Annotated in this window: 16 protein-coding genes and 1 pseudogene; 9 read left to right on the plus strand and 8 right to left on the minus strand. The window is 72.6% G+C overall.

The features are described from left to right. The first annotated feature begins 639 nt into the window (after nt 1-639). Both ACZ6TV_RS13880 and ACZ6TV_RS13885 read left to right on the plus strand, forming a co-directional pair. Nucleotides 640-831 carry a cellulose binding domain-containing protein gene (locus ACZ6TV_RS13880; protein WP_465297510.1) on the plus strand — a complete coding sequence of 64 codons (192 nt, stop codon included), beginning with the start codon at nt 640-642 and terminating at the stop codon, nt 829-831. A gap of 36 nt (nt 832-867) precedes the next feature. Continuing rightward, on the plus strand, nt 868-1,863 hold the full coding sequence (locus ACZ6TV_RS13885) for a cellulose binding domain-containing protein (RefSeq protein ID WP_465297511.1): 996 nt from the start codon (nt 868-870) through the stop codon (nt 1,861-1,863). On the opposite strand, the gene ACZ6TV_RS13890 is transcribed toward ACZ6TV_RS13885, so the two are convergent. Next, a complete protein-coding gene (locus ACZ6TV_RS13890) occupies nt 1,835-1,990 on the minus strand; it encodes a hypothetical protein (RefSeq protein WP_465297512.1) in 156 nt (51 codons plus the stop codon). The genes ACZ6TV_RS13885 and ACZ6TV_RS13890 overlap by 29 nt on opposite strands. Before the next feature lie 4 nt (nt 1,991-1,994). Between ACZ6TV_RS13890 and ACZ6TV_RS13895 the strand changes: the two genes are divergently transcribed. The 5 genes from ACZ6TV_RS13895 to ACZ6TV_RS13915 all read left to right on the plus strand — a co-directional run bounded on the left by ACZ6TV_RS13895 (nt 1,995) and on the right by ACZ6TV_RS13915 (nt 9,434). After that, nucleotides 1,995-2,186 (plus strand): hypothetical protein, encoded by a 192-nt coding sequence (locus tag ACZ6TV_RS13895; protein WP_465297513.1) that lies wholly within the window; start codon nt 1,995-1,997, stop codon nt 2,184-2,186. Between the two features lie 483 nt (nt 2,187-2,669). After that, nucleotides 2,670-4,235: an alpha-L-arabinofuranosidase B gene (locus ACZ6TV_RS13900; protein WP_465297514.1), complete on the plus strand. Its 1,566-nt coding sequence runs from the start codon at nt 2,670-2,672 to the stop codon at nt 4,233-4,235. Between the two features lie 265 nt (nt 4,236-4,500). Next, nucleotides 4,501-6,060: a sigma-70 family RNA polymerase sigma factor gene (locus tag ACZ6TV_RS13905; protein WP_465297515.1), complete on the plus strand. Its 1,560-nt coding sequence runs from the start codon at nt 4,501-4,503 to the stop codon at nt 6,058-6,060. A gap of 345 nt (nt 6,061-6,405) precedes the next feature. Continuing rightward, complete coding sequence (locus ACZ6TV_RS13910) at nt 6,406-8,667, plus strand: RICIN domain-containing protein (protein WP_465297516.1); 2,262 nt, start codon at nt 6,406-6,408, stop codon at nt 8,665-8,667. Nucleotides 8,668-8,852: 185 nt separating this feature from the next. Further along, entirely contained in the window at nt 8,853-9,434 is a 582-nt protein-coding gene (locus tag ACZ6TV_RS13915; RefSeq protein ID WP_465297517.1) for a hemerythrin domain-containing protein, read from the plus strand. A gap of 207 nt (nt 9,435-9,641) precedes the next feature. On the opposite strand, the gene ACZ6TV_RS13920 is transcribed toward ACZ6TV_RS13915, so the two are convergent. From ACZ6TV_RS13920 to ACZ6TV_RS13930, 3 genes are all read right to left on the minus strand, one after another. Beyond that, complete coding sequence (locus ACZ6TV_RS13920) at nt 9,642-10,358, minus strand: hypothetical protein (RefSeq protein ID WP_465297518.1); 717 nt, start codon at nt 10,356-10,358, stop codon at nt 9,642-9,644. A 251-nt stretch (nt 10,359-10,609) separates the two neighbouring features. Continuing rightward, the gene (locus tag ACZ6TV_RS13925) at nt 10,610-15,046 is read right to left on the minus strand and encodes a PAS domain S-box protein (protein WP_465297519.1); all 4,437 of its coding nucleotides are present in this window, start codon (nt 15,044-15,046) and stop codon (nt 10,610-10,612) included. A 141-nt stretch (nt 15,047-15,187) separates the two neighbouring features. Then, a complete protein-coding gene (locus tag ACZ6TV_RS13930; protein ID WP_465297520.1) occupies nt 15,188-15,943 on the minus strand; it encodes a DNRLRE domain-containing protein in 756 nt (251 codons plus the stop codon). Between the two features lie 225 nt (nt 15,944-16,168). Between ACZ6TV_RS13930 and ACZ6TV_RS13935 the strand changes: the two genes are divergently transcribed. After that, nucleotides 16,169-16,942 carry an MBL fold metallo-hydrolase gene (locus ACZ6TV_RS13935; protein WP_465297521.1) on the plus strand — a complete coding sequence of 258 codons (774 nt, stop codon included), beginning with the start codon at nt 16,169-16,171 and terminating at the stop codon, nt 16,940-16,942. A 69-nt stretch (nt 16,943-17,011) separates the two neighbouring features. On the opposite strand, the gene ACZ6TV_RS13940 is transcribed toward ACZ6TV_RS13935, so the two are convergent. The 3 genes from ACZ6TV_RS13940 to ACZ6TV_RS13950 form a co-directional block, all read right to left on the minus strand. After that, complete coding sequence (locus ACZ6TV_RS13940) at nt 17,012-17,656, minus strand: tetratricopeptide repeat protein (RefSeq protein WP_465297522.1); 645 nt, start codon at nt 17,654-17,656, stop codon at nt 17,012-17,014. Continuing rightward, nucleotides 17,653-17,925 carry a hypothetical protein gene (locus ACZ6TV_RS13945; RefSeq protein ID WP_465297523.1) on the minus strand — a complete coding sequence of 91 codons (273 nt, stop codon included), beginning with the start codon at nt 17,923-17,925 and terminating at the stop codon, nt 17,653-17,655. Before ACZ6TV_RS13945 ends, ACZ6TV_RS13940 begins: the two co-directional genes overlap by 4 nt. A gap of 218 nt (nt 17,926-18,143) precedes the next feature. Next, complete coding sequence (locus ACZ6TV_RS13950) at nt 18,144-18,482, minus strand: TraR/DksA family transcriptional regulator (protein ID WP_465297524.1); 339 nt, start codon at nt 18,480-18,482, stop codon at nt 18,144-18,146. A 32-nt stretch (nt 18,483-18,514) separates the two neighbouring features. Here ACZ6TV_RS13950 and ACZ6TV_RS13955 point away from each other — a divergent pair, with 32 nt between their 5' ends. After that, the gene (locus ACZ6TV_RS13955; RefSeq protein ID WP_465297525.1) at nt 18,515-19,504 is read left to right on the plus strand and encodes an aminoglycoside phosphotransferase family protein; all 990 of its coding nucleotides are present in this window, start codon (nt 18,515-18,517) and stop codon (nt 19,502-19,504) included. A gap of 149 nt (nt 19,505-19,653) precedes the next feature. Here ACZ6TV_RS13955 and ACZ6TV_RS13960 read toward each other — a convergent pair. Next, nucleotides 19,654-20,253: pseudogene (locus ACZ6TV_RS13960) on the minus strand (HEAT repeat domain-containing protein); the annotation flags it as partial. Between the last annotated feature and the right edge of the window lies 1 nt (nt 20,254).

Here is a 20,254-nt window from a genome sequence, read left to right on the forward strand (position 1 = left end):
CCACCCGACCACCCCCTCTCATCTGCGGCCGACCCTCCCCCCCCCCCCCCCCCCCCCCCTCTTCCCCCCCCCCCCCCCCCCCCCCCCCCCCGCGTTCGCGTCGCACGCGGTCCGCGTCGCCGACCCGATCGCCGTCCTCGCCGGCGACCTGCGGAACGGATGGCGGATAACAAATTTCATTCTCATGTGCCGAAATCGCGGGAAATCGCGCCGTCGACATGAAAAGTGTTACGCCGAATGCGTGCGCGAAGTCCGCCGCCTCGGCTCTGGAACTTTCATGGAAACAGTGAATCCGCAGCGTCTGCCGAGCGTGCCGGGTCGTGGGTCCGAGCTGCGTATCTGTTTGTATGCAACGGATTCCGGCACCTCCGGCAACCTGCCGGGAGGTGCACTCTTGCGGCATTGTGATGGGTCCTGGGAACGTGCCGATGTCGGCATGAATGGACCGGGTCGACCCTCTAGCGGCGCATGGCCGGCCGGAATCAGGCCGTAATGATGTGCGGCGTGCGTCAGTCCACATGCAGATAGTGCGCTCGTGCCGCCCGACCGAGTGGAGTGAGATGAAACAACGGGAACCGCTGTGGGCGACCGCCGTGGTCGTGGTGTCGGTCGCGCTCGTGGCGGCGTTCGCCGTGGTCGGTGGCGTTCGCCGTGGTCGGTGGCGCCGCCGGCGGAACGGCGTCGGCCGCCGCCACCGGTGGCTGCGGGAAGGCCCCGACGTTGATCGCGCCCGGCGCGTCGGTCTCCATCGGCTTCCAGGCGAGCCACACCGGCAACACGGCCAAGCCCACCGCGTTCACCCTCAACGGTGCCACCTGCACGGTCCGGTAGGTGCCGGTGTACCGCAACCCCAGTCAGGAGAGGCTCATGAGAAGGCAAAGAAGGACCGGCGCGGCACTGGCGTCGGCGGGCGCGCTGCTGCTGGCCTCGGCCGCTGTCGCCGGTGCGCTGCCGGCGCAGGCGGCGGCGACCGGATGCGCGGTGAGCTACACGGTGTCGTCGCAGTGGCAGGGCGGGTTCGGCGCCAACGTCACCATCACCAACCTCGGTGACGCGGTGAAGAGCTGGTCGCTGACCTGGTCGTACAGCGCCGGGCAGACCGTCACGCAGTTCTGGAACACGGCACTGACCCAGAGCGGCGCGGCCGTCACCGCCAGGAACGTCAGCTACAACGGGGACATCGCGACCAACGGCACGACGTCCTTCGGCTTCAACGCGTCCTCGACCGGGAGCAACCCCGACCCGGCCGGCTTCGCGCTCAACGGGGTCGCCTGTACCGGCGCGACGAACCCCACGCCGACCGGCCCCAGCAGGACCCCGTCCACCGGACCGGCGACGCCGGACATCACGGTGAACAGCGCCACCAGGTACCAGACGATCGACGGGTTCGGCGCCGCGGTGTCGATCTGGGGGAGCGCCTGGTCGACGGCCGAGACGCAGACCCTGGTCGGGTTGGGCGCCAACCAGTTGGGCCTGTCGATCGTCCGGACCGGCATCTCGCCGGTCTCCAGCGAGTGGCCGACCCAGGTGAACGCCTTGAAGACGGCGGAGTCGTACGGCTCGGGGGTGAAGATCCTCGCTTCGCCGTGGACGGCACCGGCGGCCTGGAAGACCAACAACAGCCGGACCGACGGCGGCAAGCTGAAGACCGACTACTACGACGACTACGCGAACCATCTGAACGGCTACGTCCAGTACATGCGCAACCAGGGCGTGACGATCGACGTCACCTCCGTGCAGAACGAGCCCGACTGGCACCCGGACTACGACTCCACGCCTACATCTGGTGGTACGGCAAGCGCTACTACTCCTTCATCGGCGACGGTGAGGCGGCCTACGGGACCACCGCGGGCGCGCCGCTGAAGCGCGGGTACGCGTTCTCGCAGTACGCCAAGTACGTCCGGCCCGGATACCAGCGGGTCGCGCTGACGAAGAGCGCCAAGGCCGCACCGCTGGAGGTGACGGCGTACCAGGGCGGCGGGAAGATCACGCTGGTGATCCTGAACCGGTCGACCAGCGCGGTCAACAACGCCGTCATCCAGGCGCCGCAGAACGTCACGAGAGCGGAGCACTACCTCACCTCGCAGAACGCCAACGCCGCCAGCCAGCCGACGAGCGTGAACGGGGGACAGGTCACCGTGAACGTCGGCGCACGCAGCATCTCCACGGTCGTGTTCACCCTCTGACGTCCTGACCGGGTGGGTGCGGACGGACCGTCGTCCGCACCCACCCGCGGCACGTGTCGCGCCTGCCGGGACGACCTTTCTGCCCGCCGCGCGATAACGGTTTTCCCGGGTCAGTTTCCAGAATTTCGGAGCGTCATTTGACGGCCGGATCGCGGCGACCTCTGGGTCGAGGATGCGACGCCTGGAAGGCGTCCTGCATAACGTTTTCATGGCCTTCTGCATCGCAAAGGCGCGTCTTGCAGAGCGACTTTCGCTGCGCTATGTTAGCGCTCACATCAGGATGTCACCGGTGCGGTCTGAATGTTCAGCCGTGCCAATACCGAGCAGCAGCAGAGGCCGGGACCGCTACCCGGTCGATGCACACAGCGCCCACGACTCCGGCGTCGCGTTGACGGATCCCAGCCGTGCAACTCGCCGTCCGGTGAGGTGCCATGCCCGGAAACGGTTCGCCGGCGACACCCGACACCCCAGCAGGAGGTCCACATGGCAACACGGCTACCAAGGCGCCGTCTGCGCACGGCGGTCCTGGCCGTCGCGGCGACGGCCGCGCTCGCCGCGGGCATGTTCGCGAGCGTCGGAACATCGCAAGCGGCGACGACCCAACCCTGTGACATCTACGCGGCGGGCGGGACGCCGTGCGTCGCGGCGCACAGCACCACCAGGGCGCTGTACGCGGCGTACAACGGCCCGCTGTACCAGGTGCGGCGCGCCTCGGACAACACCACCCGGGACGTCGGGGTCCTCAGCGCGGGCGGCTACGCCAACGCCGCGACGCAGGACTCGTTCTGCGCCGGCACCACGTGTCTGATCACGATCATCTACGACCAGACCGGCCGCAACAACCGCCTCACGCAGGCCCCGCCCGGCGGGTTCCAGGGCCCCGCCGCCGGCGGCTACGACAACCTCGCCAACGCGACCGCCGCGCCCATCACGATCGCCGGGCACAAGGCGTACGGGGTGTTCGTCGCCCCGGGCACCGGCTACCGCAACAACGCCACCAACGGTGTCGCCAAGGGGGACCAGCCCGAAGGCATGTACGCCATCTTCGACGGCACGCACTACAACGGCGGCTGTTGCTTCGACTACGGCAACGCCGAGACGAACAGCCGCGACAACGGCAACGGCACCATGGAAGCCATCTACTTCGGCAACAACACCGTCTGGGGCAAGGGCGCCGGCAACGGCCCCCGGGTCATGGCCGACCTCGAGAACGGCCTGTTCTCCGGCGTCAACCCGAAGCTCAACAGCGGCAACCAGAGCATCAGCCACCGCTACCTGACCGCCATCGTCAAGGGCGAGCCGAACCACTGGGCCATCCGCGCCGGCAACGCCCGGTCCGGTGGCCTGACGACCATGTACGACGGCATCCGCCCCACCGTCGGCGGCTACAACCCCATGAAGAAGGAAGGCGCGATCATCCTCGGCATCGGCGGCGACAACAGCCACGGCGCCGCCGGCACCTTCTACGAAGGCGTCATGACCTCCGGCTACCCCACCAACGCCACCGAGGACGCCGTCCAGGCCAACATCAACGCCGCCGGCTACGGCACTGGCGGCACGGACCCCGGCAACGGATCGCTGACGCCCGGCTCCAGCATCTCGCTGCGCGCCACGACCGCGTGCTGCACCACCCGGTACATCGCCCGCAGCGGCGCCACCGTCAACACCGCGGTGGTGACCTCGTCGAGCTCGGCGACCGACAAGGCCAACGCCTCATGGGTGGTCCGGGCCGGCCTGTCCAACGGCTCCTGCGTGTCGTTCGAGTCCAAGAACACGCCGGGCAGCTACCTGCGCCACCGGAACTACCAGCTGAACCTGAACGCCAACGACGGCAGCGCGCTCTTCGCCTCCGACGCCACATTCTGCGCGCAGGCCGGTAAGAACGGGCAGGGCAACTCTTTCGCGTCCGCCAACTTCCCGTCCCGGTACATCCGCCACTACTCCAACAACGTCTACATCGCCAGCAACGGCGGCTCGAACGCCTTCGACGCCACGGCGTCCTGGTCGGACGACGTGAGCTGGGTCGTCAGCACCCCCTGGACGGCGTAGCCCGCTCAGCTGACGGCCGCCTCGGGTTCGAGGCGGCCGTCGGTGTCGTGGGACATGCGCCGTGCCACCCGGACGATGCGGCAGGATCCCTGCTTCCGGCAGCCGGACGCGACTCGCCGACGCAAGAGCAAATAACACTATTTTGCCGGCGGGAGGCTGCCGTGAATCGCTTCCGGAAACCGGATCGTCGCGGACTTGACTTACCTCGGCCGTGTCATCCACAGTCACCTGCACGCGCCGCCAGCCCGGGACAGTGGTACGAACGATGCGAGCTACAGGCACCAACGAGACACGACTGGTGATCGCCGCCCAGACCGGCGACCGGCGAGCGCTCGACGAGCTGCTCATGGCCTCGCTGCCGCTCGTCTACACCATCGTCAGGAGGGCACTGAGCGGTCACTGCGACATCGACGACGTCGTGCAGGAGACGATGCTGCGTGCGCTGCGGCGGCTGCCGGCACTGCGGGAGCCGGAGCATTTCCGGCCGTGGCTGGCCGCGATCGCGATCCGTCAGGTCGGCACGCACCTGAACCGCCGCCGGGCGGCGGCGGCACGGCACACGGTGCTCGACGCGGCCGCCGACCTGCCGGACGACGACGCCGACGTGCAGGATCTGACGCTGCTGCACGTCGACCTGTCCGCCCAGCGCCGCCAGGTCGTGCTCGCGAGCCGCTGGCTCGATCCGCAGGACCGGACGCTGCTGTCGCTGTGGTGGCTGGAGGTCGCCGGGCGCATGACGCGCAACGACCTCGCGGCGGCACTCGGCGTGAGCGTCGCGCACACCGGCGTGCGCGTGCAGCGCATGCGGCAGCAGCTCGAGCTGAGCCGCACGCTCGTCGCCGCGCTCGCGACCGTGCCGCGATGCGCGGAGCTCGGCATCGCCGCGCAGGACTGGGACGGCGTGCCGGGCCCGCTGTGGCGCAAGCGGCTGGCGCGGCACGTGAGGTCGTGTCCGGCGTGCGGCGCGAGCGGCGAGGACCTGATCGCCCCCGAACGGCTGCTCGTCGGCCTCGCCCTGCTCACCGTTCCCGCGGGACTGACGGCGACGCTGCTCGGGAAGAGCGGTGCCACCGCCGGGGCGACCGCCGCCATGGTGGCGTCCGGTGGCGCCGGTGCCAACGCCGGTCTCCTGGCCCAGCTGGTGCAGGCCGTGGTCGCGCATCCCGTCGCGGCGGCGCTGACCGCCGGGACGCTCGTCGCCGGGGCCGCCGTCACGACCAGCGGCTGGCCCGCACCCGATCCGCCCGCCCCGGCGGTGATCGCCGCACCCGCGGCACCGTCCGCGACGCCTTCGCGGATCCCGGGCCCGGCGCCGGCCGGACCGACGGCGACCGGCGCCGCCACGGTCGGCGCGCCCCCGGCCGCGACGTCGGCGAGCGGCCCGCGCCCGTTCGCGCTCGGACCGATCTCGCTGGAATCGGTCAACGCGCCCGGCAGGTTCGTCGCGACGAGCGGGAGCCTCGGGGTGCTGGTGGAGACCCCGCCGGCCGGCGGCGGTGCGGACCGCCCGCGCGTCACGTTCGAGGTGATCCCCGGCCTCGTGGACACCCGGTGCTTCACGATGCGGGCCGACGGGCGGTATCTGCGGCACGCGTCCTGGCGGTTCCGGCTGGCGGCCGACGAGGGCACCCGCCTGTTCCACGCCGACGCGACGTTCTGCGTCGGGGCCGGTTCGGCGCCGGGCTCGGTGACGCTGGAAGCGTCGAACTACCCCGGATGGTTCCTGCGTCACCGGGATGACGAACTCTGGGTCGACCACTCCGACGGCACCGCAGCGTTCCTCGCCGACAGCTCGTTCCAGCCCCGCAAGCCGCTCACCGGATAACCACGGTCGAGCCCGAACGGTGCCCGGCAGGAGCAGCCGCACGCCGGCCTCGCCGCCCGCGTCGTCACCGGAGAGCAGTGCCCGCCATAGGGCATCGATCGGCATCCGCGAGCGCGGACGTCCGACGGTGCGGTCCCAGATGTTTCATCGTGTTACACCAGTGCTCCGTGATCAGGGAAATTGACTGCCTGTTCAGATGCGGAAACTGGTGTTGACGCGGTGTGGGCGGAATGGTTTGCTCCATGGCGGCACCGTTACATCGATGTTCCAATTTGTTACATGATGTTTCGGCGGCATCGGTCACCACCGCCACGGTGGCTCGCGCTCTCATCGAAGGAGCACCGCATGCACCTCCGCACAGCACTCGGGCTGACGGCCGCCGCCGCGCTCGCCGCCGGTGCCGCGCTCGTCGCGCCCGCCCTCACCGCGCAGGCCGCGACGACCGGCCCGACCGTGTCCGCATGGGTCACCACACCGGACCGGTCCCAGCTGCTCAACCCCGTCGCCGGTCAGGTGTTCAACTCCGACGGCACCCGCGCCGGGCAGATGATCACCATCGATCCGCAGCAGACGTTCCAGACCATGGACGGCTTCGGCGCGTCGATCACCGACTCGTCGGCGGCCCTGCTGTACCGGCTGAGCGCCGCACAGCGCGACCAGGTCATGACGTCGCTGTTCCACCCGGTCGACGGCATCGGCATGAGCATGCTGCGCCAGCCGATCGGCGGCTCCGACTTCGACGACGAGCCGCACTACACCTACGACGACCTGCCCAGCGGTCAGACCGACTACCAGATGACCCGCTTCAGCATCGCCCACGACGAGGCGCAGATCCTGCCGCTGCTGCGCCGCGCCCTGCAGCTCAACCCGGGCCTGAAGATCGTCGCGTCGCCGTGGGGGCAGCCGGCCTGGATGAAGGCCAACAACTCCCTCGTCGGCGGCCGGCTCAAGGACGACCCGGCGATCTTCCGGGCGTACGCGCTGTACCTGGTGAAGTTCGTCCAGGCGTATCAGGCCGCCGGCGTGCCCGTGCACTACCTGACCGTGCAGAACGAGCCGCAGAACCGCACGCCGGACGCCTACCCGGGCACCGACATGCCGGTCGCGCACCAGGCGGCCGTCATCAACGAGCTCGGCCCGATGCTCCGCGACGCCGGCCTCGCCACGAAGATCATGTCGTACGACCACAACTGGACGCAGCACCCCGACGACGCGGCCGACGCGGCCCGGCTCGGTGTGCCCGCGGAGCCGAACTACCCCTACGACGTGCTGCGCACCTCCGCCGCGCAGTGGATCGCCGGCTCCGCCTACCACTGCTACGCGGGCGACGCCGGCGCGCAGACCGCGCTGCACAACGCGTTCCCCGGCAAGGACATCTGGTTCACCGAGTGCTCCGGCTGGCACGGCGTCAACGACTCGCCCGCCCAGGTCTTCTCCGACACGCTGAAGTGGCACGCGCGCAACCTGCAGGTCGACGTGCCGCGCAACTGGGGCAAGTCCGTCATCAACTGGAACATCGCCCTCGACCCGCGCGGCGGCCCCGTCAACGGCGGCTGCGGCAACAACCCCGCCGGCATGTGCTCCGGCGTGCTGACCGTCGACGGCACCACCGTCACCCGCAACGCCGAGTACTACACCATCGGGCACCAGTCGAAGTTCATCAAGCCCGGCGCGGTGCGGCTCGCCTCGAACAACGCCGGCGACCTGTACAACGTCGCCTACCGCAACCCGGACGGCTCGACCGCGCTGTTCGTCGCCAACATCGGCGGCGGCACGCAGACCTTCGGCGTCTCCTGGAACGGCATGGTCGTCAGCTACACGGTGCCGCCCGGCGCCATCACCACCCTCACCTGGCCCGCCGGCGGCGGCACGGGCGGCGACACGCAGCCGCCGTCCGCGCCCGCCGGGCTCGCCGCGACCGGGACGACGGCCACGTCGACCGGCCTGTCGTGGCAGCCGTCGACGGACAACGTCGGCGTCACCGGATATCTGGTGTTCCGCAACGGTACGCAGATCGCCACCACCACGGCGACGAGCTACACCGACACCGGCCTCGCCCCGTCGACCGCCTACACCTACACCGTCCGGGCCCGTGACGCGGCCGGCAACCAGTCCGCCGCCTCCGGCCAGCTCACCGTCACCACCACCGGCGGACCGATCGACCCGGCCGCCTGGTACCAGGTGATCAACGTCAACAGCGGCAAGTGCGTCGACGCGGCCGGCGGCGGCACCGGCAACGGCACCGCCGTCCAGCAGTGGGCGTGCGCGGCCGGCAACACCAACCAGCTGTGGCAGTTCCAGCCGACGGGCGGCGGCTTCTACCGGGTCGTCAGCCGCAACGCCGGCACCGCCGCGTGGGACGTCGCCGGCGGACCCGGCAGCACCGGCAACGGCGCCAAGGTCCAGCTGTGGACGTACGGCGGCGGCACCAACCAGCAGTGGCGACCGGTGGCGTCCGGCGGCTCGTACACCATGAACCCGCGCAACAACACCGGCCAGTGCCTCGACGTCACCGACGTCTCCACCGGCGACGGTGCCCGCCTGCAGCAGTGGACCTGCTCCGGCGGACCCGCCCAGGCGTTCCGCCTGGTCGCCGCGACCGGCTGACCACCACGGCCGGGGCCGGTCCGGAAGATCGCGGACCGGCCCCGGTCCGGCCGCCGGATGCCGGCATGGCGGGTGGCGCCCGGACGGGCACGGTTCCGGTTCGAAGCCGGGAGCAGTTCGCTTGCCCGGGCCGAACCTGGGTAACCCGGCGGTGGAACGAGCCCCCGAGTACCTGGAGGTCCAACGTGCCGACCACCGAGCAGGACCGTGACGTCGTCGACCTGCTGGAAGAACAGCACCGCCAGATCGCGGCGCTGTTCGCCGAGGTGAAGTCCGCCCGGGGTGATGCGAAGGAGGAGGCGTTCCGCCGGCTGGTACGGCTGCTCGCGGTGCACGAGAGCGTCGAGGAGCTGATCGTGCACCCGGCCGCCCGCGCCGACGGCGGGGACGCGGTCGTCGACGCCCGGCTGCGGGAGGAGCACGACGCCAAGCAGACCCTGTCCGAGCTGTACGAACTGGGCGTGGGCGCGGCCTCGTTCGACGGCAGGTTCGCCGCGTTCGAGCAGGCGGTCGTCGCCCACGCGATGCACGAGGAGATGGAGGAGCTGCCGGCGCTGCGCCGCGCCACCGAGCCGAAGGAGCTGCGCCGCCTGGCCGATGCCATGCGTGCCGTCGAGGCGATCGCGCCGACCCGGCCGCATCCCTCGACGGGCGAGTCGGCGACCGCGAACATGCTGCTCGGCCCGCCGCTCGCCGTCTTCGACCGGGCCCGCGACGCCGTCCGGAGCCGGAGCGCCGGCACCGGGCAGAAGGCGGCCGCCCGCTGACCGCACCCGCGGATCACCGGCCCGGACCCGCCGGAGGGACGTCCTCCGGCGGGTCCCCGCCCGCGCCACGGCCGGGCGTCCCGACCGGCCGCCGGCGCGGGCGGCCCGGTCAGCACCAGCCGGCGGACGCCGGGGCGCTCTGGAACGAACCGGACACGGCGTACACGGTCGTGCGGCAGTCCGACCCGCCTGTCGAGGTCGTGGCGGTCACCTCGCCCGTCCCCGCCTGCGCCGGCACCGTGATGGTCCGGTCGACGTAGTACGGGCGGTACGACTGCCCCAGCGCGGGTCGGTGTACGGCTCCCAGTACTGCCGGGTGATCGTGACCCGGAAGTACGCCTCCTCGACGGAGTTGTCCTTGAACCCGATCACCGTGGTCCCGTCCTGGGCCCGGGAGATGGTGCGCGGGCTGCCCGGCGCGGCGATGGTCGCGGTGTACGTCCTGCAGCCCAGCGACGGGTTGCCCGGGTTCGGCGCGCCGGCGGGCACCACGCTGATCGCCCACGCGCAGACCTGGTGCGTGCCGAGCCCCGCCGGGACCGTGGCGTCGAAGCCGCGGTACGCCCCGTACGACGGGTACGCGTCGGCGACGTCCTGCCGGTACGTGTCCGCGCTCAGTGTCCGCTTCCACACCCCGTCGATGTAGACGTCGACGACGAGCGGCGCGGCACCGCTGTCCCGGTCGATGCCCCAGCCGCTGACCCGCACGGCGTTGCCGACGTAGCTGACCGCGTCGAGCGTCCCGTGCACCGGGGTGTCCCGCGGCGCCGGCGGCAGGTCCTCCCCACCGCCGTCGCCGCACGCCGGCGGCGGCACCGGCCGGTCGCACATCGGCTCGGCGGAGGCCGGGCCGGCGGGGATGACGATCGCGCTCAGCACACCGGCGAGCGCGACCGCGCCCACCTGAAGAAGATTTCGTCTCACGGCAGTACTCCTCTGCACCGGTCATCCGTATTGATGACGGGGAGGAATGTAGAAACGGAATCCGATGCCGCGAACAATGCGCCGGGGACGCTGGCACGAAATGGGGATTCGCCGGCCTTTGTCCCGGTGTACCGGGACACGAATCGGGACCGGAGTCAGGACACCTGTCCCTTTCAGGCCGGGCCGGACGCCTGATGGAATTGCGCGTGCCCCATAGCGGGAATGCAATTGATGAATCGTGCCGGAAATGCCTACGACGGTGCGGCGGCCGCGTCGAGGGTGACGACGAAGACCGAGCCGCCGGCCGGGCCGGGCTCGTGGTGGACGTCGCCGCCGTTGGCGTGCGCGAGGCTGTGCACGATGTACAGGCCGAGACCGGTGCCCTTGACGCGGGCGGCGTCGCGGTCGGCGCGGGCGAGCCGCTGGAACAGCCGGTCGCGGAACTCCTCGGGCACGCCCGGACCCCGGTCCTCGACCCGCAGCTGGACGCGGCCGCCGAGATCGGCGACCCGGATGGCGGTGGCGCCGCCGGCGTACTTGGCGGCGTTGGAGATCAGGTTCGTCAGGATGTGCTGCAGATGGCCCGCGTTGACCATCGCGCCGCGGGACGGGCCGTGGACCGGGATCTCGGTGCCGGTCGCGGCGAGCGCCTCGGTGATCTGGTCGTACAGCTGGACCGGCTCGCGGTGGGCGTGGATGGCGCCGGCGTCGATCCGGACCATCGTCAGCACCTCCTGGACGATGTCGTCGAGGCGGTGCGCCTGCCGGGAGATCCCCTCGATGATCTTCGCCTTGCGGGCGTCGTCGATCGCGGTCCAGTCGTCGAGGAAGATCTCGGTGTAGCCGAGGATCGCGGCCAGCGGGTTGCCGATCTCGTGGCCGAGCATGCCGATGAGGTCGAACTTCAGCCGGTTGGCGTCCTCGAGCTCGGTGTTGCGGTCGGCGAGTTCCGCGGCGGCCGCGTCCCGGGCCCGCTCGGCGGTCCGCCGCCGGCTCGCGTCGGTGACGACCCCGATGAAGTGATCCGGCCGGCCGCCGACGTCCCGGACGAGGGTGATCGTCGCCTCCGTGTCGACCCAGTACCCGCGGGCGTGGCGCAGCCGCGCCTCCATCGTGAACGCGGTGGCGTACCCGGTGAGCAGGTCACGGATCGCCGCGGCCGCGACGGGCAGGTCCTCTGGGTGCAGCTTGTGCATGCTGCTGGTCCCGGTGAGCTGGCTGGGCGCGTAACCCAGCATCGCGGCGTACGCGGCGTTGACCTCGGCCAGGCTGCCGTCGAGGTTCCGGACGATCTGCCCGACCGCGGAGTTCTGGAACTGGGCGCGGAAGCGCACCTCGCTGGCCGCCAGGGCGTCCTTGGCGGCGCGTTCCTCGGTGACGTCGGTGTTGACCTCCAGGACGGTCCCGGCCGGCCCGGCGCCCTGCAGGACCTGCCGGCTCAGCACGGTGACCGTGCGGCCGTGCGACGTCGTGTGCTTCAGCTGCCCCTCCCACCGGTTGTCGCGCTGCAGGACCCGGGTCTGGTCCGCCGACGTGCCGCCGTCGGGGAAGCCGGTGCCGAGCAGCTGGTGGGTGACCTTCCCGGTGGCGTCGGCGAGGGACCACCCGTAGAGGTCCTCGGCGCCCTGGTTCCACCAGAGGATGTGCCCGTCGAGGGTACGCACGATGACCGCCGCCGGGATGAGCTGCAGCAGCGCGGCCTGGCGGTGCAGCTGCGCGAGCTCCGCGCGCCGCTGGGTGATGTCCTCGACCTGGTTGACCAGGTACCGCGGCCGCCCGTGCTCACGCACCAGCGCGACGTGCACGGTGGCCCAGATGGTGTGCCCGTCCTTGTGCACGTACCGGCGCTCGACGGTGAGCGTGTCACCGTCCCCCGCGAACAGCTGCCGCACGAGACCGTCCGTGCTGGCCAGGTCGTCGGGGTGCTGCAGGTCCCGGAACGTCATCGACATCAGCTCGCCGGTGCTGTACCCGGTGATCGCGCTCATCGCCGGGTTCGCGTGCAGGTACCGGCCGACCTGACCCGGCTCGAGACTGGCCAGGACCAGACCGAGCGGCGAGTTGTCGAACGCCAGCTTGAACCGGGTCTCGCTCAGCTCCAGCGCCGTCAGCGCCCTGGTCCGCTCGGCGAGCATCGCCGCGGTGTCCGCGGCGACGTCGGCGTGCCGCAGCGCCGAGCTGAGACTGTCGGCGAGCAGCGCCAGCTGCTGCTCGTCCGTGTCGTCGAAGACCCGCGGCCGGACCGCGGACACCTTCAGCGCACCGATGACGGTGTCGCCGGCCGACAGGGGAGCGATGAGCATCGACCCGATCCCGAGCCGCGCGCAGGTCTCCCGGTTGACCCGCGGGTCGTCGCCGGTGTCGGCGCAGGACGCCGGGGCGCCGGTGGCCAGCACGGTGCCGCTCAGCGACCCGACGACCGGCACGCGGGTGCCGAGCGCCGGCGCGAGGGTCCCGGCGGTGGCGGAGTAGACGAGCATGTCGCCCTCGAGCAGCTCGACGACCGCACCGTCGGCGGCGGGGAAGAGGTGCACCGCCCGTTCGGCGACGACACTGACGGCGCTGTCGCGGTCGGCGGCGGCCGCCGTCACCTCCCGCTGCACCAGCAGCGTGTCCCGCAGCCGCTGGAACTCCCGCTCGGTGGCGTGCGCGGCGGCCCGCTCGGCGGTGACGTCGAGCATCTGCAGCACCGCGGACACCGGCCCGTCGGCGTCGGTGATGACCGACGTGTGCCCGGCGACGTCGACCCGGTGACCGTCGCGGTGGTGCAGCACCGACTGCCGCACCGTGCGTCCCTCCCGCCCCTCGGCGAGCGCGTCGAGGGCCTCCTCCATCGCCGCCGGCGAGCCGGCGAGCAGGTCGCCGACGGTCAGCGTCACCGACTCGTCGGCGCTGTACCCGAGCAGCCTGGTGAACGCCGGGTTCGCCAGCGTGATCCGGCCCCGGTCGGCGCCGCGCAGCCCGACGACGACCTTCGCGACGGGGCTGTGATCGAACACCTCCGCGAAGCGGCGCTCGCTGTACGCGAGCCGCTCCAGCGCCGCGAGCGCCTCACCCCGCTGCGCCGCCAGGTGCTCGTTGACGTCGGTCGCCTCCTGCAGCAGCCCCCGGTTGCGGGCGACGTCGTCGGCGTGCCGCAGCGCGCCCGTCAGCGCGTCGGCGAGCAGCGTCAGCTGCTGCTCGTCCGCGTCGTCGAACGCCCCCGGCACCGGGCTGACCACGGTGAGCACCCCGCGCTGCCCGTCGCCGCCGAGCAGCGGCGCCACGATCACCGACCGGACCCCCGGGACGGCGCGCTGCGCCACGGACACCCGCGGGTCGGCGCGGACGTCGTCGCAGCGCAGCGTCGTCGCCGTCCGCATCGCCAGCCCGCCCAGCGAACCCTCGAGCGGGAGCCGGACCCGCTCGCCCGCGGCGGCGCCGGTCCCCGCCGCGACCTGCAGCGCCGTCCCGGTAGGGTCGACCAGCCCCACGATCGCGGCGCTCCCGCCGGGGATCACCTGCAACGCCCGCTCGGCCATCAGCCGCAGCACGGCGTCGGGGTCAGCGGCGGCGGCGGTCACTTCACGCTGCACCGCGATCGTCGTCTGGAGGCGGCTGGTGTACCGGGCGGCGCGCGCCTGCGCCCCGACGGCGGCGGTGACGTCCTCGGCCTGGACGAGGGTGTGCGGCGCGCCGCCCGGCCCGTCGATGGCGACCACCCCCAGCCGCGTCCACACCACCGTGCCGTCGGGCCGCAGCTGCCGCTTGTCGGACCGCTGCCGGTCGTCCGGGTCCTGGTCGTCGGGGTGCGTGAAGTCCCGGTACGAGCGCCCCAGCAGCTCCGCCGGCGCCCGCCCCAGCATGGTCCCGTAGGCGGCGTTGACCCGGACGAACCGCCCGTGCTCGTCGGCGATCGCCATGCCCAGCGGGTTCGCGTCGAACGCCGCCCGCGCCTGCTCCTCGCTGCGCCGCAGCGCGTCCTCGACGGCGACCGCGCCGGTGATGTCCCTGGCGATCCCGACCACCAGGCCCTGCCCGGGCAGCTCGGCGCCGTTCCACTGCAGCCACCGGTAGTCGCCGTCGCGGGTGCGGTACCGGTTGCGCAACCCCTCGACCGGTCCGCTCCGCGCCGTCACGGACTCGGCCGAGGCGGTGCTCGCGGCCACGTCGTCCGGGTGGATCAGCGCGGTGATGTCCATGCCCTGCAGGTCGGCCTCGCTCCAGCCGAGCAGCCGCTCCCAGGAGGCGTTCGCCCGCACCACCTGCCCCTGCGGCGTGCTGACCAGCAGCAGGTCGGGGGTCGCGGACACGATCGTGTCGAGCAGCTCCACCGCCTGCCGCTCACCGGACTCCACGACGTCCATCACGACGTGCCCGTCGTGGGTCGCCACGGCCCTGGTCGCGGTCCACACCCTCGACCCGTCGAGCTTCACGAGCTGCCGCTCGATCGTCGCCTCGCGGCGCTCCCCGCGCGCGAGCATGTCGAGGGTCCTGCGCACCTCGGGCCGGTCCTCGGGGTCGAACAGGACCGTCGCGGACCGGCCGACCAGGTCGTCGTGCTCGCCGCCGACCAGCGCGCAGAACGCCGCGTTCACCTCGACCAGGGTGCCGCCGCCGAGGTCGGCCACCGCCTTCGCGACCGCGCTGTGCTCGAACGCCTGAGCGAGCAGCTGCAACCGCGACTGCTCATCGAGCCGTCCCAACATGCCGACGCCCACTGTCCCCATATCGGCGCCGCCGTGGAGGACCTGAGCGACTCCTGCACTTTCCTCGCGGCGCGCGTGGTTTCACGCCGGCGCGGCCCGTGCCCTTGGTGTGGAGAGCACGGGCCGCGGGGTCAGCGACCGTTACGCGGTCTGATACCAGATGTCCAGTGCGGCGCCGGTCGGCGCGAACCGCTTCCACTGCAGCTGGTCGGTCTCGTTGGGGGCACGCAGGCCGAACGTGATGTCCGCCCCGCCCACGGCCGCCTTCTGCTGGACGGTGCCGGCCAGGCCGGTGAACGTCACCGTCTGCGGCGCCGTGCCGCAGGTGGTGCCGGCCGCCGCGGAGAGCGCCGCCACCTTGGTCTGCCAGTACCCGGTCGAGTTGGCCCAGGTGGTCGTCGCCGGAGCCGTCAGGTCCTGGGTCCGCCACAGGTCGACCGGCGTCGCCGTGCACGTGCCGGACTGGTTCAGCGTCAGCGTGACCTGGGCGTTGAGGATCTGCGTGCCGGCGACCGGGGCCAGGCCGTCGAAGCGGACGAACGACCGCCACACCCGGGTGGTGCCGAACTCCCTGCCGACGCGCATCGAGTCCCGGTTGGTCGTCCAGAACGACGTCGTCGGGTAGCCGCTGGACACCTGGGTCCACACGTACGTCGAGACGTGCACCTGGGCGGTGCCGTCGGCCTGGACCCTCAGGCTGGTGGTGGCGGAGCGGTGGTCGAGCGCCTCGACGGTGATCCCGCAGGCCTTCGCCGCCGCGGCGGCCGCCGCCTCGGTCGGCGCGACCGGGGCGCAGGCGGGTGCCGCGTGCCCCGCGGCAGGCGTGAACAGCACCGATGTGGCGGCAGCGGCCACCGCGAGCAGGCTCTGGGCAGACTTCTTCCAGGCAGACGTCATCGAATCCCCCGTGGATCGCAAAGGCCACCGGCGTGCGACCGCGCCTCAACGCATCGCCACCAGTGGATGTCGATCCACAACTTAGGTCAATGCGCTCCGCGGATCAAGACGGTGCAGTCATCCGACGGATGCCCGCCCGCCGCACGAGCATGCATCGTGGGTCGCACTCCGCGCGTACCGGCGCGCGAAAACACGGTGAGGACAACGTCGTTGAAAGACGTCCGCATGACGCACATCGGAGGCCCGACCGTGCTCGTCGAGGTGGGGCGGTGGCGGCTGCTCACCGACCCGACGTTCGACCCGCCCGGCCGCCGGTACTCGTTCGGCTGGGGCACTGGGTCCCGCAAGCGCACCGGCCCGGCGCTCGCACCCGACGAGGTCGGCCCGGTCGACGCCGTCCTGCTCAGCCACGAACACCACGCCGACAACCTCGACGACCGCGGCCGGGCGCTGCTCGCCGACGTGCCGACCGTCGTCACCACCCGGGCCGGCGCCCGCCGACTCGCCGCCACGGTCCGCGACGCGCGGGGGCTGCGCGCCTGGGAGGAGACGGTCCTCGAGGCGGCGGACCGGCCGCGGATCGCCGTCACCGCGACCCCGTGCCGGCACGGCCCGCCGCTGAGCCTGCCGGTCGCGGGACCGGTCGTCGGGTTCGCGCTGCGCTGGGACGGCCAGGAGCACGGCGTGCTCTGGATGACCGGCGACACCGTGCTGTTCTCCGGGGTCCGTGAGGTGCCGCGCCGCATGACCGTCGACACGGTGCTGCTGCACCTGGGCGCCGTCCGGTTCCCGCTCACCGGCCCGGTCCACTACAGCATGACCGCGACCGAGGCCGTCGAGCTGTGCTCGCTCGTGCGGCCCCGAACGATCGTGCCGGTGCACTACGAGGGCTGGGAACACTTCAGTCAGGGCCGGGAGACGGTCGAGCGGGCGTTCGCCGCCGCACCCGACGGCCTCGGCGACCGGCTGCACTGGCTGCCGCTGCCCGCCGGGGCGTAGTACCGGCGACGCGGCGCCCACAGTGTGGCGGTCGTCGAGGTCGGCCGCACGTGATCTGAGCTCGCGGGCTCAGATCCGCGTTCTCGCCTGCTCGATGTTGCCGACGACGGCGTGGGCCTCGTGCGCCCGGGCGAGGGCGTGCGCCTCGTCGAGGATCGCGACGGCGTCCGCGCGGCGGTCCTGGGCGGCGGCGATGTAGGCGAGCCCGATCATGTTGGACGCCACCCCCGGCATGGCCCCGATCTCGCGCCGCAGCCGCGACGACTCCTCCAGCAGCTCGCGCGCCTCGTCGAGCCGGCCGTCCGTGTGCGCCGCGATGCCCAGGTGCCGCAGCGCCTCGGACCGCACCCACGGGTCGCCGGCCGCCTGCGCCAGCCGGGACGACCGCTCCAGCAACGGCACCGCGGTCGCGTTGTCCCGGCGGATGTACTGGTGCAGGCAGCCGACCCAGAACAGTGCCTCGGCCTCGCCGCGCGGGTCGCCGAGGGCCTCGTACAACCGCAGCGCCCGCTCGAACGACGGCAGCTCCTCGGGATCCTCGCCGCCGGACCCGCTCTGTATCCGCGCGTGCAGCAGCATGCCCCGCGCCAGCGCCGTCTCCGCCTCGACCGCGGCCAGTCCCCGCTCCGCGTCGGCGAGCGCGCTCAGGTCGCCGCCGAACACCGCCCGCTCGTACGCGGCCCTGGCCCGGTCGATCCGTTCGTCGGTGCTCATGCTCGTCCCTCGCCGGCGTCGATGCCGCGTGTCGTGTCGGGTGGGTCGGGTGGGTCGGCGCGCCGGTGCCAGGCGTGCTCGGCGGCCGCGTGCCGCCAGTGCGGCAGGGGCGTGGCGGCGACGGCGGCCGCCGGCTGGTCCGGGTGCAGGCCGAGTGTCCACAGTGCACCGGCGGTCACGAACAGCCGGTGCCAGCCGCGCGCCCGGCCCGACTTCTCGTCCCTGCCGCAGATCACGTGGAGCATGACCTCGTCGTCGGCGAACGGCATCCAGTCGATGCCGCGCTCCCGCAGTCAATGCCGCAGCGCCGCCGGGTGCCGCGGGCCGCCGGGAACGTTCTCGTATTCGAGCACGCAGACCCATTCGGTGTTCGACCGGTCCATGCATCCATGATGCCGCATCCGCGCCCGCCGCACCGGCCCGTTCCGCCCGCCCACGCGCAGGCGACGCCGGTGCTTGCCCACGCACAGGCGACGCAGGTGCTCGCTCATGCGCAGGCGACGCAGGTGCGGGCGAACGGCCGGATCGCGAGGCGGCCGGCCGGGATCGGGCGGCCGCAGCGCTCGCAGGTGCCGTAGACACCCGCGTCCACCCGGGCGAGGGCCTCGTCCACGTCGGCCAGCCGGCGTCGCGTCGCGGCGAGGACTGCGGTCAGCTGCGCGCGCTCGTACGCGATGGTGCTGCCCTCGGGGTCGTGCTCGTCGTCGGCGTTGGAGTCCTGGCTCGCCTCGAACACCGCCCGCAGGTCCGCCTCGAGCCGGTCCACCTCACCGGCGACGGCCGCGCGCAGCCGCTCCAGCTCGGGACGTGCCCCGGAGTCGCCCACCGGTCCACGGTACTGCGTATGGTGCGAACATCATGCCTGTGCCGCCCGCCCGCCCGGCGGTCTCCGTCCCCGCGCGGGTCGCCGCCGCGGTGCGGGCGCTGGGCGCGCCGGGACAGGAATGGCTGGCCGGCCTTCCCCGGCTGCTCGCGGACCTCGAGGCCGACTGGTCCGTCACCGTCGGCGCCGCACTCGACGGCGGCACCGCCGCCTACGTCGCCGAGGCGGTCACGCACGACGGCCACCCCGCCGTCCTGAAGGTCCTGATCCCGGCGGGCAGCGCGGAGCTCACCCCGTTCGAGCGGCAACTGACCGCGCTGCGTCTCGCGGACGGGGACCCGTACGTGACGGTGCTCCGGCACGACGTACCGCGGCAGACGCTGCTGCTGGAGCGCCTCGGCCGGCCGATGGCGGCGCTGGGCTGGCCCGCCGCCCGCCAGCTGGAGGCCCTGGCACGGACCGCCGCCCGCGGCTGGCGTCGCGTGCCGGACGGCGCCGCGCTGCCCGACGCGGCGGCAGCGACCCGCTGGCACGCGGACTTCGTCCCGGCGACGTGGGAGGAGCTCGACCGGCCGTGCCCGCAAGCGGTCGTGGACCTCGCCGTCCGTTGCGCCACCGCCCGCGGTGCCGCCGCCGACCCCGCACGAAACGTCCTCGTCCACGGCGACGTGCACGCCTTCAACGCCCTGCGGGCACCGGCCGGCGGCTTCAGGCTCGTCGACCCCGGCGGCCTCGCCTCACAACCCGAGCACGACCTCGGCGTCATCCACGCCCGCGGCGTCCAGGAATTCCTCGACGCGCTCGCCGCCGCCGACCCGCCCCGGGCCCGCGCCATGCTGCGCGACAGCTGCCGCACCGCCGCCGGCGTGACCGGCACCGACCCCGTCGCTGTGCGGCAGTGGGCGTTCGTCGAACTGGTGTCGACCGGCCTGCTGGTACGCCGCCTCGGCCGGCACGACGAAGCGTCGGCCTTCCTGACCGCCGCCACCAACCTGGCCGCCGCGAGCGTCAGCCGGCCGGGGTGAGCAGGCGAGCCACGCCCGGGACGTGCCAACGGATCTGCCCGGGCACGGTCTTCGTGGCCGGGGAGCTCGGCGATCGTGAAGCTCAGCACCGACCGGACGAAGGCGGAGCCGTCGCGGGCGAGCGGGACCAGGAGCTCGACGGTGCCGGGGTCGGCGAACGGGCGCAGCGAGCCCACGGCCGTCGCCCGGGTCAGGGCGTCCGGGTCGTGCAGCGCGGCGGCGACCACGTCGAACGCCTCCCGCTCGCCGCTGAGGCCGGTGAGCGCGCCGAGCGCGGCCCGCCGGATCCGCGGCAGCGAGTCGGCCGAAGCCTGGCGCAGCAGGCCGAGGTCGCCGGGCTCGACGACGTAGCCGAGCGCCCACAGACCGGCCGCGCGCAGGTCGGGGTGTTCGGCGGCGACGAAGGACAGGATCGTCGGACGGCAGCCGGCGGGGTCGGCCCACATGACGTCGGCGACGAGGGCGCAGATGTTGTCGCGGTCGTCATGGGGTACCGGCCGGGCGAACGCCCGCAGTACCAGCGGAAACGCTGCGGTGCCGCGGATGCCGAGCAGGATTTCGACCATCAGGTCCCGGCCGTACCAGTCGTGCCGGTCGAGATACCGTTCCAGCGCGGCCTGCACCGGCGGGACCAGGGAACGGTCCCCGCTCGCGGCCAGCGCCTGGACCGCCGGCCCCGGGTCCCCGTCCAGCGTCTCGACGTGCCGGAACACGGCGTCGAGCGGCGTGCCGGGTGCGTCGTCCGTCATC

This window comes from Dactylosporangium sp. NPDC051087 (genome assembly GCF_055586325.1).

What these genes read in the sequence shown, in the direction of transcription:
- ACZ6TV_RS13885 (WP_465297511.1), top strand. Translation starts at nt 868, where the DNA reads ATGAGAAGGCAAAGAAGGACCGGCGCGGCACTGGCGTCGGCGGGCGCG.
- ACZ6TV_RS13900 (WP_465297514.1), top strand. Translation starts at nt 2,670, where the DNA reads ATGGCAACACGGCTACCAAGGCGCCGTCTGCGCACGGCGGTCCTGGCC.
- ACZ6TV_RS13905 (WP_465297515.1), top strand. Translation starts at nt 4,501, where the DNA reads ATGCGAGCTACAGGCACCAACGAGACACGACTGGTGATCGCCGCCCAG.
- ACZ6TV_RS13910 (WP_465297516.1), top strand. Translation starts at nt 6,406, where the DNA reads ATGCACCTCCGCACAGCACTCGGGCTGACGGCCGCCGCCGCGCTCGCC.
- ACZ6TV_RS13925 (WP_465297519.1), bottom strand. Translation starts at nt 15,046, where the DNA reads ATGTTGGGACGGCTCGATGAGCAGTCGCGGTTGCAGCTGCTCGCTCAG.
- ACZ6TV_RS13930 (WP_465297520.1), bottom strand. Translation starts at nt 15,943, where the DNA reads ATGACGTCTGCCTGGAAGAAGTCTGCCCAGAGCCTGCTCGCGGTGGCC.
- ACZ6TV_RS13935 (WP_465297521.1), top strand. Translation starts at nt 16,169, where the DNA reads ATGACGCACATCGGAGGCCCGACCGTGCTCGTCGAGGTGGGGCGGTGG.
- ACZ6TV_RS13940 (WP_465297522.1), bottom strand. Translation starts at nt 17,656, where the DNA reads ATGAGCACCGACGAACGGATCGACCGGGCCAGGGCCGCGTACGAGCGG.
- ACZ6TV_RS13945 (WP_465297523.1), bottom strand. Translation starts at nt 17,925, where the DNA reads ATGCCGTTCGCCGACGACGAGGTCATGCTCCACGTGATCTGCGGCAGG.
- ACZ6TV_RS13955 (WP_465297525.1), top strand. Translation starts at nt 18,515, where the DNA reads ATGCCTGTGCCGCCCGCCCGCCCGGCGGTCTCCGTCCCCGCGCGGGTC.